This is a genomic window from Kitasatospora sp. RG8, assembly GCF_017813315.1.
In the GTDB taxonomy this organism is placed as follows: Bacteria; Actinomycetota; Actinomycetes; order Streptomycetales; family Streptomycetaceae; genus Kitasatospora.
Window position 1 is genome coordinate 369,199 of sequence record NZ_JAGIYX010000002.1, and the last position, 13,991, is coordinate 383,189.

At 70.4% G+C, this 13,991-nt stretch carries 10 protein-coding genes and 1 pseudogene; 6 read left to right on the plus strand and 5 right to left on the minus strand.

All coding sequences use genetic code 11. The features are described 5' to 3' along the window. The first annotated feature begins 250 nt into the window (after positions 1-250). Together J5Y04_RS04490 and J5Y04_RS04495 are read left to right on the plus strand one after the other, a co-directional pair. Complete coding sequence (locus J5Y04_RS04490; RefSeq protein ID WP_209410445.1) at positions 251-1,351, plus strand: NADH:flavin oxidoreductase/NADH oxidase; 1,101 nt, start codon at positions 251-253, stop codon at positions 1,349-1,351. A gap of 1,082 nt (positions 1,352-2,433) precedes the next feature. After that, positions 2,434-4,596 carry a protein kinase gene (locus J5Y04_RS04495; RefSeq protein ID WP_209410446.1) on the plus strand — a complete coding sequence of 721 codons (2,163 nt, stop codon included), beginning with the start codon at positions 2,434-2,436 and terminating at the stop codon, positions 4,594-4,596. 667 nt (positions 4,597-5,263) lie between these two features. Here the strand turns inward: J5Y04_RS04495 and J5Y04_RS04500 are convergent. Together J5Y04_RS04500 and J5Y04_RS04505 are read right to left on the minus strand one after the other, a co-directional pair. Beyond that, entirely contained in the window at positions 5,264-5,686 is a 423-nt protein-coding gene (locus J5Y04_RS04500; RefSeq protein ID WP_209410447.1) for a heme-binding protein, read from the minus strand. 49 nt (positions 5,687-5,735) lie between these two features. Further along, a complete protein-coding gene (locus tag J5Y04_RS04505) occupies positions 5,736-6,944 on the minus strand; it encodes an MFS transporter (protein WP_209410448.1) in 1,209 nt (402 codons plus the stop codon). A 331-nt stretch (positions 6,945-7,275) separates the two neighbouring features. Between J5Y04_RS04505 and J5Y04_RS04510 the strand changes: the two genes are divergently transcribed. After that, positions 7,276-7,749, plus strand: coding sequence for a MarR family winged helix-turn-helix transcriptional regulator (locus J5Y04_RS04510; protein ID WP_209410449.1), 474 nt, complete (start codon positions 7,276-7,278; stop codon positions 7,747-7,749). Positions 7,750-7,930: 181 nt separating this feature from the next. After that, positions 7,931-8,608: a hypothetical protein gene (locus tag J5Y04_RS04515; RefSeq protein ID WP_209410450.1), complete on the plus strand. Its 678-nt coding sequence runs from the start codon at positions 7,931-7,933 to the stop codon at positions 8,606-8,608. A 43-nt stretch (positions 8,609-8,651) separates the two neighbouring features. Here J5Y04_RS04515 and J5Y04_RS04520 read toward each other — a convergent pair. Then, positions 8,652-9,597, minus strand: a pseudogene (locus J5Y04_RS04520) (TIGR01777 family oxidoreductase). A 228-nt stretch (positions 9,598-9,825) separates the two neighbouring features. Here J5Y04_RS04520 and J5Y04_RS04525 point away from each other — a divergent pair. Continuing rightward, positions 9,826-10,647, plus strand: coding sequence for a hypothetical protein (locus tag J5Y04_RS04525; protein ID WP_209410451.1), 822 nt, complete (start codon positions 9,826-9,828; stop codon positions 10,645-10,647). A 239-nt stretch (positions 10,648-10,886) separates the two neighbouring features. Continuing rightward, positions 10,887-11,597: a hypothetical protein gene (locus J5Y04_RS04530; RefSeq protein ID WP_307852924.1), complete on the plus strand. Its 711-nt coding sequence runs from the start codon at positions 10,887-10,889 to the stop codon at positions 11,595-11,597. 299 nt (positions 11,598-11,896) lie between these two features. On the opposite strand, the gene J5Y04_RS04535 is transcribed toward J5Y04_RS04530, so the two are convergent. Both J5Y04_RS04535 and J5Y04_RS04540 read right to left on the minus strand, forming a co-directional pair. Beyond that, positions 11,897-13,183 carry an MFS transporter gene (locus J5Y04_RS04535; RefSeq protein ID WP_209410453.1) on the minus strand — a complete coding sequence of 429 codons (1,287 nt, stop codon included), beginning with the start codon at positions 13,181-13,183 and terminating at the stop codon, positions 11,897-11,899. Continuing rightward, the gene (locus tag J5Y04_RS04540) at positions 13,180-13,719 is read right to left on the minus strand and encodes a transcriptional regulator (protein ID WP_209410454.1); all 540 of its coding nucleotides are present in this window, start codon (positions 13,717-13,719) and stop codon (positions 13,180-13,182) included. Before J5Y04_RS04540 ends, J5Y04_RS04535 begins: the two co-directional genes overlap by 4 nt. Between the last annotated feature and the right edge of the window lie 272 nt (positions 13,720-13,991).

A 13,991-nucleotide genomic window follows, 5' to 3' on the forward strand; every position in this document is an offset into this window, starting at 1 on the left:
CCCTGCCGAAGGGCCCCGCCCCTGGCCCTGCCGAAAGGCCCCCGCCCGTGGCCCGCTCCTGCCCCGCCCGTCGTACGGGCGCGGCGCGGCGCGGCCCCGGTGTCGGGGGCCCACTTTATTTTCCCGCTCGCGGTTATCAGGCTGGCGTAGATAGAGAGTGCGTGCAACTATTGCACATGGTGCACAGTTGTCGTGGACCGCCGTCGCAGCACGCACAGGGCCCTCTCGTGTCACGTTTCCAGGAGTTGCCATGACCTCTCTCTTCACCCCCCTCGCCCTCAGGTCGCTCAGCATTCCCAACCGCGTCTGGATGGCGGCGATGTGCCAGTACAGCGCGGCCCCGGACGGGGACGCGGTCGGCGAGCCCACGGACTGGCACTTCGCGCACCTGGCGGCCCGCGCCGCCGGCGGGACCGGGCTGATCATCACCGAGGCCACCGCCGTCAGCCCCGAGGGGCGCATCTCCCCCTACGACCTCGGCATCTGGAACGACACCCAGGCCGCCGCGTTCCGGCGCATCACCACCTTCCTCAAGACCCAGGGCAGCGTCCCCGCCATCCAGCTGGCCCACGCCGGGCGGAAGGCGTCGACCGAGCGCACCTGGGTGGACCGCGGACGGCCGATCGCCCCCGACGAGGGCCACGGCTGGACTCCCGTCGCCCCCAGTGCCGTCGCCTTCAGCGAGAAGTCGACGACGCCGGTGGAGCTCACCCGGGAGCAGATCGGCGAGGTCGTCCGGCAGTTCGCCGACGCCGCCCGCCGCGCGCTCGCCGCCGGCTTCGAGGTCGTCGAGATCCACGGCGCCCACGGCTACCTCGTCCACCAGTTCCTCTCCCCGTTCAGCAACCACCGCACCGACGAGTACGGCGGCTCCTTCGAGGGGCGCATCCGCTTCGCCCTGGAGGTCGTCGACGCGGTCCGTGCCGTATGGCCGGACGACCTTCCGGTCCTGTTCCGCGTCTCCGCGACCGACTGGCTGGAGGAGAACCCCGAGGACGACCGCGCGGGCTGGACCGCCGACGACACCGTCCGGCTCGCGAAGGAGCTCCAGGCGCACGGCGTGGACCTGCTGGACGTCTCCACCGGCGGCAACGTGCCCGACGCGAAGGTCGTGGCCGGCCCCGGCTACCAGGTGCCCTTCGCCGAACGGGTCCGCCGGGAGACGGGCATGCCCACGGCGGCGGTCGGCATGATCACCGAACCCGTCCAGGCGCAGGGCATCCTCGCCGCCGGGCAGGCCGACGCCGCCCTGCTGGCCCGCGAGCTGCTGCGCGACCCCTACTGGGCGCGCCGGGCCGCCCGCGAACTCGGCGGCGAGGTCGCCTCCCCGGTCCAGTACCACCGGGCCTGAGCCGGAGCTGAGTTGGGCCTGAGCCGGGCTGGTCCCGGGCCTGACCCAGGCTGGTTCCGGGAGAGCGGCGCGGTGGCCGTAGCGCCACCAAGGAACCGCCACGGACCTGCGCGAGCATGGCGGCAGGTCGGGGCCGTCGAGAGGATGCGCGATCCGGCATCGGCCGGAGAACCGGTGCGAGACGGTCCCCGCACAACCCGCCCCGTCTCCCCGGCGACACCACCGGGGAGACGGGGCGCGAACGCGTTGACGGGCCACCCTCCGGGATCTCGGAGGGGTGGGTGAGGCAGTCCTTCTGAATGGGCGTCAACAGCGACACCGTTGCGTTGGGCCCGAAGCCTGCGGCGCAACGGCGTTGTGGCAGACCCCATGACAACCCTGTCACGTCGTCAACCTCGTGAATGCGCCGTAGGAGCGAGAGAGTTGAGTGGTGGCCGATTATCAATGCCGGTCCTGCTCCTGCGAGAGCAACGATCTCCGTGAGCTTCGACAGCACTCGCACCGGACGGGGCACGTCGGCATCCGCGAGACGGACGGCATCGAGACCCCTGAGGTCGCTGAGGCTGTGGAAGGGGCCAGGCCGACCGAAGGCAAGTCCGGCAGAGGCAGGGTCGCGCGCGTAAGGATCCGCTCGTGAAGTGCGATGTGTATGGACAGCCGATATGGCGGTGGCCGGTGGCGCCGACAGCGCGGAGAGGGGAGCTCTGCGCTGTTGCGTCCTGCCAGCCCGCGCGGACGGAGCGCAGGTGGCCGAGCGCGTCCTCAAGCGTGCGGAACCGTCGCAGCTTGAGACCGATGGCGGGACCGAGGCGGCTCTCGATGAGGGAGGCCGCCCGGATGCCGGTCACGATGTGGGGTTCGTGCGCGAGGACCGCCTCGACGTGCGGCCACGCCTCCCGGTTCTGGGCCTGCTCGGCCCTCCGTTGTCGGATCGCCCCCGCGGACCTCGACATGGGGGCTGCTTCCGGCGGATAGTCGGGCGGGCAGAGCGCCTGAAAGCGATCCTCTGTTACAACTGCCTTTGGGCTTGGGAGGATTCAAAGAGACGGAGGCGCAGCGCCGGCGTTTGACGAGGGGGACGAATGGAACAGCTTCTCGCGCATGACCCACAAAGTTTGGGGCCTTACACGCTGCTCGGCCGACTGGGCGAGGGTGGGATGGGCGTGGTGTATCTGGGTCGCACCCCCGGTGGTCGAGCCCTGGCCATCAAGACGATCCGCCGCGACCTGGCCGGCGTCCCCGGCTTCCTCGAGCGATTCGCGCGGGAGGTTCGTGCCGCTCGAAGGGTCAGTGGCACGGGAACGGTCCCGGTGATCGACTCCGATACCGGCGGGCCTATTCCGTGGCTTGCCACCGCCTATCTGCCGTCCCTGTCATTGGACGCGGCGGTGGCGGAGGCGGCGGTCTTGCCGGAAGCCTCACTGTGGCGGCTGCTGGGTGGGCTGGCTGAGGCGCTTGCTCACGTGCACGAAAGCGGCTTGATCCATCGGGACCTCAAGCCGACGAATGTGCTGCTCACCCTTGATGGCCCCCGGCTCATCGACTTCGGGATCGCCCGCGCCGTGGACGGTACCGCGCTGACGACGGCCGGGGTTGTGATCGGGTCGGCGGGCTTCATGTCACCGGAGCAGGCAGAGGGCCGACCAGTAGGGCCGGAGAGCGACGTCTTCTCCCTTGGTGCAGTCATCGCGTACGCGGCGACCGGGCGCGGGCCCTTTGGCGATGGGTCCGGAGCTGAACTGATCTACCGTGTCGTGCACCGTCACCCCGACCTACGAGGTCTTCCACCAGTTCTCCGGCAGAGTGTGACCGCCATGATGGCGAAGAACCCTGCCGAGCGGCCGCACGCGCTGGACCTGGTGCAGCAGACTCGTCGTCACCAAGGCTATAGCCAGGACTGGCTTCCTGGAGCGATTGCATGGGAGATCGCCCGGCGCGCCGCCGACCTACTGGCCTTCGACCTGGGTGACCGTGACATGCAGGGCCATCCTGCGACACAGATCGACGAGCCCATCTCGCAACCTGGACCAGCTTCCTCCGGGTCGGACACCGCGGTGCATACGGAGGCGGGGCCAGGATCGGCGGAGCGGCCCGCCACAGCGGGGGTGACGGAGGCCGCTAGGCCGACCCGCCGCAAGGTACTGATCGCTCTCTCGTGGGGTACGGGCATGGGCAGCATCTACTGGGCGCAGCGAAAGGTCAGGGAGGCCAACGATCCCACCCCCGACCTCAAGCATCCTTCCTGGGCCTACAAGCATAAGGATGCGATCACTTCGAACATGGAGCTCGATGGCGTCTCCGTCTATTTCGGGGACAGTGCGGGCTTCGTTGCCTCCGTGGGCTCCTCCTCAGGTTCCCCAAAGTTGAAATGGCGGACCCGGCTGGGTGAGGAAGCTGTTTCCCAGGTCCTGCGCGATTGGAGATCAAGCACCCTGATCGTCCGCGACAAGGCAGGGAGGATCGGTGCGCTAGATGACGATACCGGCGAATTGAAGTGGACGACGGCACGTGCCGGGGAGGCCGTCCTGGCTCCACAGCGACTGGACTACGAAAGGGTCGTCATTAGCTTTGGGTATCCCTTTCCGAGGCGCGTTGAAGTCCTTGACCTGAAGACCGGCGAGACCACTATGGCCAAGGATTTCGAAAGGAAACCTTACTCGCTGAGCAGTGACGGCTCCAGCATCACACTCGGGTCCCTCTCCGGCAGCTACCGCGTCATCAACGCCAAGGACGGTGGCGAAGAAGGTATTCTGCGCGTACCTGTCGGAGCGGGCGGACTCATCGGGCGGGTCGACGACACCTGCTATGCCCATACGCTCACGGGAGTGGCGGCCACGACGGACCCTGCCTCGGCCCTCCCCAAGATCGAGTGGTCATTTACGGCGGACGGAGACGACGTTGAGGTCGACCATGGCGCCCCCCTCATTATGAACGGCGCCGTCCTCTTCCGGTACGGTGCAGCTGTCTATGCTGTTGACCGCAGGAGCGGTGCTCGGCGCTGGAAGTTTCGCGCCGGCGGCTTGATCATATCGTCCATCATATTCGGCGACGAGAACAGCGGCCTCATATTTTTCGCCTCTAGTGACCGAAAGATCCATGCTGTGAGTACGGAAAACGGCAGCAATCTATGGTCGTTCGAAGGCATGGGTGCCATCGGCAGCATGGCTGCGGAAAGGGGCGTCGTATACGTCACCTCCGGGTCCAGCCTTTACGCGCTGGACCCGCGCGGCCCGCAGTGGACTTAAGGCGATAGCGAGCTTGCCGACTGCATAAGCGCGTCGCACCGATGTCCCTGAAAGAGCATTTTTTCCTGGCCGAGGCGTTTGATATCTCTCGGGTCGGCGGGGTTGGAGGTCGTGCAGATCCGCGTGTGAGGATCCGCTCGTGAAGTGCGATATGTTTGGACAGGCGATGTGGCGCCGGCAGCGTGGGGAGAGGAGCTCTGGTCCTGTTCCTGGTGTCATGCGGGTCGAGCTGGCGGAGTCGGTGTCGGAGAACGAGTACCTGAAGTCCGCCAGCGGCGCAGGGACGACGCTCAACAGCTATCGCGGACGCTGAGCTTGGTGTTTGAGCGCCGCTCGTGGCTGGCTCAACGAGCAGACCGCGAGCAGCGTTGTTCCACCGGCGGCAGGACAGCTGACCTGCGCTTCTCACAGGGACGCCCCGGCTCCAGGACTGCGAGCCGGGGCGTTCTTTCGTGTGGTCGGGGCCGACCAGCTGGTTGCTCGTCGGCGCCGCTGCGGGCTCAGGTGCGGGCCCGGTGGCTTCAGCTGTGGCCGGGAGGAGCGCCGTCGCGTCGGCCGTCTCCAGCTTGGCCGCCCCGAGGCTGGTCGGGCCGTGCCTGCGATCGGGCGGTCCGTGCCTGCGACCGGACGTCTCCGCTGGTCGGCGAGGACCTCGCGCCGGTGCGGGTCATCGGGCGAGTTCTTCGAGGGCCGTGGTGGCGAAGCCGTGGTCCTGCTCCGGGGCGCCGCCGCCGACGCCGATCGCGCCGATCAGGTGGCCGTCGCGGTGGACCGGGATGCCGCCGGCGATGAACAGGAGCGGCCGGTCGAGAGCGGTGGGCAGGGAGTGGAAGGGCCCGTCGGGCTTGACGAGGTCGACCAGGTCGGCGGTGGGGGAGTTGAGCTGCAGGGCGGTGTAGGCCTTGCGGGTGCTGGTCTCGCCGGAGATCAGCACGGCCCGGTCGTCCCGGCGGAAGGCGAGCAGGTGACCGCCGGCGTCGAGGACGGTGACGCTGACCGGGATCCCGGCCGTCCCGGCGGCGTCGCGGGCGGTCGCGACGAGGGTCTCGGCGTCGGCGGTGGTCAGCGGAGTGACTGCGGTGGTGCGCACGGTGGTGCTTCTCCTGGGGAGGGGGTGACGAGGAAGGTGGGGCGAGGGGTCAGCGGAGGGCGGGAGCGGGGGCCGGGGCGGTAGTGGCGGCGTCGGCCACAGCCTGCTGTGCGGGGCCGCGGCGCTCCAGGGCGGCGGACCAGAGGGCGAGGACCAGGGCCGCGGCGGCGAGTGCCGCGCCGACCCAGCTCGGGGCGGTGTAGCCGAGGCCGGCGGAGATGACCACGCCGCCGAGCCAGGCCGCGAGCGCATTGCCGAGGTTGAACGCGCCGATGTTGACGGCCGAGGCCAGGGTGGGCGCGCCGTGTGCCTGGTCCAGCACCCGCTTCTGCAGCGGCGGGACGGTGGCGAAGCCGAGCGCCCCGACGAGCATGATGGTGACGGCGGCGAGGATCTTGTTGTGTGCCGTCAGGGTGAACAGTGCCAGGACGACGGCGAGTCCGCCGAGGGTGGCGTAGAGCAGCGGCATCAGCCTGCGGTCTGCGTAGCGGCCGCCGAGCAGGTTGCCGAGGAACATGCCGGTACCGAACAGCACCAGCAGCCAGGTGACCGCGCCGTCCGAGTAGCCGGCCACGTGGGTCATCATCGGGGCGATGTAGGTGATCGCGGCGAAGACGCCGCCGAAGCCGAGCACGGTCATGGCCATCGCGAGCAGCACTTGCGGGTTGCGGAACGCGGTGAGCTCCCGGCGCAGGTGGGCGCCCTCCGTGCGCGGCATGGCGGGTACCAACCTGGCGATGCCGAGCAGGCCGACCACGCCGAGCGCGGCGACGACCCCGAAGGTGGTGCGCCAGCCGACGGCCTGGCCGATGAAGGTGCCCAGCGGGACGCCGACGATGTTGGCGACGGTCAACCCGGTGAACATGGTGGCGATGGCGCCGGCCTTCCTGTCCGGGGCGACCAGCTCGGCGGCGACCACCGAGCCGATGCCGAAGAACGCGCCGTGGGCGAGCGAGGCCACGATGCGCCCCGCGAGCATCGCGCCGAAGCTCGGTGCGAGGGCGGAGAGCAGGTTGCCGACGGTGAACAGGCCCATCAGCAGCATCAGCATCGTCTTGCGGCTGATCCTGGTGCCGAGCACCGTCATCAGTGGCGCGCCGACGACGACGCCGACCGCGTAGCCGGTGACGAGCAGCCCGGCGGTGGGGATGGACACGCCGTAGTCGCCGGCGATCTCGGGCAGCAGGCCCATGACCACGAACTCGGTGGTACCGATCCCGAAGGCCCCGATGGCCAGGGCGAGGAGCGCGAGTGGCATGAGCCTACCCTCCATGCGATTGCTAGTGCGCCTTACGTGCTCCGACAATAGTTGCATGCGCGGCATAACTGCAAATGCGGGCAATCGCCCCGCGCGTGGCGGTATCTCGACGTCCCGGTGCCGCGACGTCCCGGTGTCTCGATGTCCCGGCGTCCCTGGCACCCCCGGTGCCCCCCGGTGCCCCCCGGTGCTCCTGGGGCTCGCGACGTCACCCGCCTGCGCCCGATCCCGCCGGGGAAGAACTTGTGTAAGCCTTATATATGCTCACGCCGATATTTCAGTGCGTGGCTTATCCTGGATCCTGTCCCACCCGGAAGGAGACCTGGAGCCCATGACCGCCACCGACCCCGCGCTCACCGCCCTCGCCAACGGCTGGGCTGCCCTCTACGTCCTGTACGGCCGGATCGAGGCGCACGTCGAACGCGCCCTGCAGTCCGAGCACGACCTGAGCGTGCGCGAGTACTCGCTGCTCGACGTACTCGGCCGCCAGCACGACGGCGAGGGCGGCCACCTGCAGATGAAGCAGGTCGCCGACGCGGTCGTCCTCAGTCAGAGCGCCACCACCCGCCTGGTCACCCGCCTGGAGGACCGCGGTCTGCTCTCCCGCTACCTGTGCCCCACCGACCGTCGCGGCATCTACACCAACGTCACCGAGGACGGGCTGAAACTTCTCGGCGAAGCCCGGCCGACCAACGACGCCGCCCTCCGTGAGGCGCTCGACGAGGCCGCGCGCAACCCCGAACTGGCCCCCCTCGTCACGGCGGTCGAGGCGATGAACCCTCCGACGGTGCTCCGGCGCCCCTGAGCGGTCCGGCGGCCCAGCGGCCCAGCAGTCCGGCGGCCCGCCGGCTCTGAGCAGCCAGCGGCCCAGCGGCCCGCCGGCTCCTGAGCGGCCCGGAAGGGCGGCAGCCCCGAGCACTCCCGGCGGCCAGGGCGCCCGGCCGGTGGCGGACCGCGGCGGAGCGCCCGCCCCGGGATCCCCCTGCGTGACGGCTCTGCTCGGTCGTCCTGCCTGCGGTGTCGGCCGGACTCGGCGGCCGCTGGATCCGGAACGGCGGGATCCCTGTTCCGGTGGACGCGCGGTCGGCCTACACTGCGCCGGAGCGGAGGAGGTCCAGCTGATGAGTCGTCATATCCTGCGGCTGGTAGGTCGTCGCGCGGCACTTCGTTACCTCGCGATCGGCGCGATGGCGAGTGTTGTGTCCGCCTGTGGCGGCAAGGGCTCCGGCGGGGGCGTCTTCGGGCAGGCCTTCAAGGCGTTCGTGGTCGGGGACTGGCGGTACGAGTCGACCGCCGCTCACCAGGGCGTCGTCACCGTCGCCCCTGACGGTCACTGGTCCGCCGAAGTCGGAAAGGCCGGTGGGAAGTTGTCCACCGTCACCATCGAAGGACGGTGGGAGTTCGGCGGTGGTCGCCTCGCTGCCCACCTGGACTGGAGCGGTCCGCCGAAGACTGCGCCCTGCGTCGTTCCGGGTGCCCCCGACGGGGTCGGCGAAGGGTTCTCGGGCCGGTTTCCGATGGACAACGGCTGGAGCGAGGACCTGGGGGCGGCGACCGAGGTGACGTACAGAAACGGCGAGTTGACGTTGCACTTCCCGACCTACGCCGGGTTCGAAGAGGTGGAAGGTGCCGGTCTCACCGTGAGGTGCACCCGACGGAAGTGATCGCCTGAGCGATCCGCGTCACGGAACCCGGGACCCGACGGGGTCAGGCCCGCCGCCGAAGCCGCCGGGCGAGGTCGACGGCCGCCGCCGGCCACTGCGGGTGCTCGAAGCCGAACCCCGCGTCCCGGAGCCGGCCGGGCGTCACCGAGCGGCTCTTGAGCAGCAGTTCGGTGTCCGAGCGGAGGGCGAACGCGCCGAGCTCGGCCATCCGGCGGGTGGCGGGCAGACCGACCGGGATGCCCCAGGCCCGCCGGATCGCCTGCATGAACGCGCGCTGCGGCACCGGGTGCGGGGCGGCGAGGTTGACCGGGCCGGTCAGATCGTCACGGTCGAGCAGGAAGCGGACGGCGCGCACGAGGTCCCGGTCGTGGATCCAGGACATGTACTGGGCGCCGCCGTCGATCGGACCGCCGAGCCCGCACCGCGCCAGCCGCAGCATCAGGTCGAAGGCGCCGCCGCGGTCGGGGCTCATCACCATGGCGGTGCGCAGTGCGACCCGCCGGGTGTCCGGGGTGGGGGCGTTCTGCTGGGCGCGTTCCCAGGCCTTGGCGATGTCGATGCTCCGGTCCCAGTACCGGGGGACGTCGGGCTCGCCTCCGCCGAGGACACCGGTCGCCTCGTCCTGCGGGGTGCCGTAGTGGTGCGCGTAGATGGTGGCGGTGCTCATCTGGAGCCAGACCCGCGGCGGGCGCGCGGCGGCCCCGACGGCCTCGCCGACGACCCGGGTGGAGTCCACCCGGGAGGCCAGCATCTCGTGCTGGTTGGCGTTGTTGTAGCGGCAGTTGACGCTGCGCCCGGCGAGGTTGATCACGGCATCGCTGCCATCGACGGCCTCGGCCCAGCGGCCGAGGGTGCGGCCGTCCCAGTAGAGCTCGCGGTCGCGCCGCGGTCGCCGGGTGAGGATCAGGACGTCGTGGCCCTCGGCGGTCAGTGCGCGGTCCAGGATGCGGCCGATCTGCCCGGTTCCCCCCCGGTATGACGATTTTCATGGAGTCCCCCTCCGTAGTGTTGTCCTTAGCTTAATACAAAAATGAACGCGTTCAAAAGTCTGTCGGACCATCTGTGGGACGGTGGGTCGTTTTGCATGCCGCGGCGGGTTCGCACTAGGTTTCGACGCCGTCGGCGTGGGTGGCCGCGGGGGAGCTGACCACCGGTCATGTGACCGGCGCGCCCGGCCGCGTCGACCGCACCATCACATCGGGGGAAGGAAAAGTCAGTTGCGTACCAACGGATCCAGCGTGGCCACCAGGACGGCGATCGCCGCCGCGGCACTCCTCGGCATCGGCATGCTGAACGCCTGTGGGCCGGACAACAGCGGGGAGCAGAACGCCGCCCCGAGCACCGCCGCCACCGCGGCCGGAACCGCCGCCGCGTCGGGCGCGGCGGCACAGCCGTCGACCGCCGCCGCCAAGCCGTCCTCGGCCGGCCCCGCCGTCTCCAAGGACATCCCGGCCGGCGCCTGGATCAACCCGCGCGCCATCCCGCTCGACGCCACCTACAAGTGGCCGGCCCCGGCGGCCGGTGCCAAGGGTGTGAGCGGCAAGCCGACCTTCAAGCTCCAGGAGCTGTGCCACTCCAAGCTCTCCCAGGACAACGAGAGTCTCGGCGCCGGCCGGGCCGCCGCGCAGTCCGTGATCGGCGCCGGCGGGGCCGACCAGTGGCAGGCCCAGCAGACCCTGCTCTACCAGGGCGACCCGCGCCCGAGCAGCGGCATCGCGCAGAGCGCCCACCTGGTCCTCGGCGACCTTGAGGACGAGGTCAAGAACTGCGCCAAGACCGTCCCCGGCGCCACCGTCAAGGTGACCAGCCCCGCGGACGCGATGTACTTCGCCGCCACGGTGACCGTCCCGCAGGCCGGCGGCACCACCGTCACCCTGCACGAGTACCTGACCGCCCCGGACGGCACGGTGAACGAGCTCTCGCTCTGGACGGCCGCCAAGACCGGCGCCCAGCCCAAGGTCCCGTGGGCCGGCCCGGCCGACGCCGACGTGACGAAGGCGATGGACTCGGCGCTCTGCGACACCCTCAAGGACTGCTGAGTGCCGGCAACGGCTGACTGAGGGCGGCCGGGTGACGGCGGGTGGCGGGCGCGGGATGCGTCCGCCGCCCGCCGTTCCGTTCTCCGCCCGCCGTTCTCGGCGTGCCGTTCTCCGCGTGTCGCGTTCCGCGCGGCCCCCAGGTCCGGAAGCCCGGCCGGGGAGCGGGCCGAACGATCTGCGCTCCGGATGAGGGCGAGGGCGAGGCACCTCGGTGTAGTGGCTGGGGGATGATCTCCTGCGTGACGAGGGAAGCGGGTGCAGGTACGGGTGCGGGCGTTGATGAAGCCCGTGCATGGGACGCGCGGTTGGGCTGGGCGTTCGGGCTGGTGTCCGACGATCCCGCCGAACGGGCTGCGGCGCTGGTCCGTCTTGCCGATGCCCAGGGGAACGTGCGGGATGCTCTTGGTCGGTTCAATGAGTTGTGGCGCTTGACGCTGCCGCTCGGCGGACGGGAGCAGTGGCAGGATCCGGCTTTCCTGAAGGCCCATGAGATGTACGTCGAAGCCGGGAGGGGTTCGCTGCCCGACGCGTTGTGGAACCGTCCGCCGGGGGACGTCAGGACCTGGCAGGGTCTGCCCTATGCGCTCCTCTTCCTGGAATGGGAGGCAAGGTATCCGCAGGACTGGACCCGGCATGCCAAGAAGTGGGGCACGAAGCAGAGCCTCATACGGGACGTGGCGGTCGCCGACCACGGCGAGACGGTCAGGGCGAAGCTCACCGACCTGGTCGAGATCGTCGTCCAGAGGCCCTACCGTTGCAAGGACCGCGAATACCTGCGCGTTGCTCGGGCCGTCGACAGCGAGGATCTGCGCGGCAGGCTGGAAACGTCCGCCCGGTCTGACAACCCATGGGCACGGCGGCATGCGGGCTATGTTCTCCGGCTCCTCGATCGTCCTGAGGTGCCCAACACGATCCACGTCTGGCAGAACTGGATTGCGGCCGAAGCCTGACCTGGCCGGGGAACACCACCGGGGCCGTGCTCCCGAGGACCGACCTGCCGGACCTGCTGTTCGAGGTCCACACCCCGACCGGGTTCCTCGACGACATCTGGCCACGTCTCCGACCTGGTCAGGGCTCGCGCCCCTTCCGGGGCCCGGAGGCTGTTGAGGACGACGAGGATTGACGCCTGCGCACCCGCCCGTTGGGCCTCTCGTCGCATCCCGTGGAGGCCGGGCGCCCGACGCTGCGGGGGCCAGGACGAGGAGCGCCGAGCTGGCCTTGGCAGCCGGCTCAAGGACCTCGCGGAGCCCTAAACGGCGCCCTCGTGAACGAGATCACGGGATTTCGACTGGGCCGGATCACCGGCCGGGGCGGCGGCACGCAGCGCCGCCTCGACCCGGCGGTTGGTGGTCATGGTCGACGTGACGGCGGTCATGGTGAGGAGGAGGCCGGCGGCGGTGTAGAGCGGGGCGCGCACGTCGTAGACGGTGGCCAGCCAGCCGCCGAGGAAGGCGCCGAACGGGGCGCCGCACATGGCGAGCATGCGGGAGGTGGAGGCGACCCGGCCCATCAGGTGGGCAGGGACGATCGTCTGCCGGAGGGAGGGGCCGAGCACCATCGTGGCGCCCATGCCCGCTCCGCAGACGGCGAGCGCGAGGCCGGCGACGTACGGGTTCGGGGCGGCGGCGAGGCCCAGGATGGCGAGGCCCTCGGCTGCGGCCGTGCAGGTGAGCGCGGCGCCGGTGCCGAGCCGTCGGCCGAGGAAGGAGGCGATGCCCGCGCCGAGAAGACCGCCGGTGGCCTCCGCCGTAAGGAGCAGGCCGAAGCCGAAGGTGCCGATGCCGAGACGGTCGTGCGCGAAGAGGGCGAGTACGGTCTCCACGGCGAGGAAGGCGATGTTCCCGACCGCCGGGCGCAGCGCGAGCCCGAGCAGCAACTGGTCCCGGAAGACGTACGCGGCGCCGGCCCGCGCCTGCCGCAGCAGCGACTCACGGGCCTGCGGCGCGGGCGGGGGCGTGGCAGGCAGCGACCGTACGAGCAGTGCGGAGAGCGCGAACGACACCGCGTCGGCGAGCAGCGGAACCGCCCGCCCGAGCGCGAGCAGGGCACTGCCCGCAGGCGGCCCCGCGAAGCCCGACGCGGCGGTCTGGGCGCCGCGCAGGCGGGAGTTGGCGCGCTCCAGGAGCGCGGGGTCGCGGCCGAGCAGATCCGGCAGATAGGCCGTCGCGGCCGTGTCGAAGAAGAGTCCGCCGAGGCCGAGCAGGAAGGCGACGGCCGCGAGCAGTGGAATGCTCAGTACGTCGAGCGCGGCCGCTGCCGCCGGTATCGCGAGCAGCACCGCACGCGCCGCGTCCGTGACCCACATCGTGCGCCGACGGTCCCAGCGGTCCACCAGTGCGCCGCCGAGCACCCCGAAGAGCAGCCACGGCAGCGTTCCGGCGGTCGTGACGACGGCGAGCACCATCGGATCCCGCGTCAACGTCAATGCGAGCAGCGGCAGCGCGGCGTGCATCGCCCCGTCACCGAGCGAGGACACCGTCTGCGCGGTCCACAGCCGCCCGAACCCGGTCGGCAACTTCTGAACGTCCGACCTCACTTGGCGCCCCCTTCGGCCTGCTCGCGCTGCGCCGGGTGGAACAGTGCGAAGACGAGCGACGCGTCCGGCAGCGACGGATCGGACAGCTCCCGGTACTCGTCCGCCAGTGCCTGCAGCCGCGCCCCCAGCTCCGCGAACTGTTCTTCGGTGAGCCGCAGATGCGCCATTCGCACGTGCCGCTCGCCATCCACCGGCGCTGCCTCCAGGTCCGCCACCGCATGCCGCATCAGCACATCCGGGCCTCCCTCGCCACGTTCCGGCAGCACGATCGACCGCGCGGCCATGGCGTAGTACCGCTCGGTGACCCCCCGGACCTTGCGCGTCCGCACCACCTTCACCAGGCCGGCCCGTTCGAGCAGTCGTACGTGGTAGCTGGAACTCCCCTTCGCAAGGCCCACACGTTCGGCGATCTGCGTGATCGTCGCGGGCTCGAAGCGGAGCACGGCCATGATCCGGTGGCGCGTGAGGTTGGAGACGGCGCGTAGCTGCTCGTCAGTGGAGACGTGGAGCGCCTCGGGAAGATCGTCGGTAGGCATGCCCCCAATGGTCAACGTTTCTTGACCATTGGTCAAGGGGGTTCTTCTCGGGCTTCCGGAATCGGCTGTCCGGCACGTGAGGTCTGCACTCACCGGGCGCACCGCCCAAGCCCTTGGGTCGTCAAGAAGCCTTCGCTCTCTGAAGATCCCTCCCGGAGGGTCGCCCGATCGCCTTGATCGCCGAGCTGCGGTGTCTCCCCGGGCGCCCTGCGCAACCGCATCCCGGACCTGCGCGAAACTGCGCGCCGGCGCCGTACTCCGCCCGGCTCGAC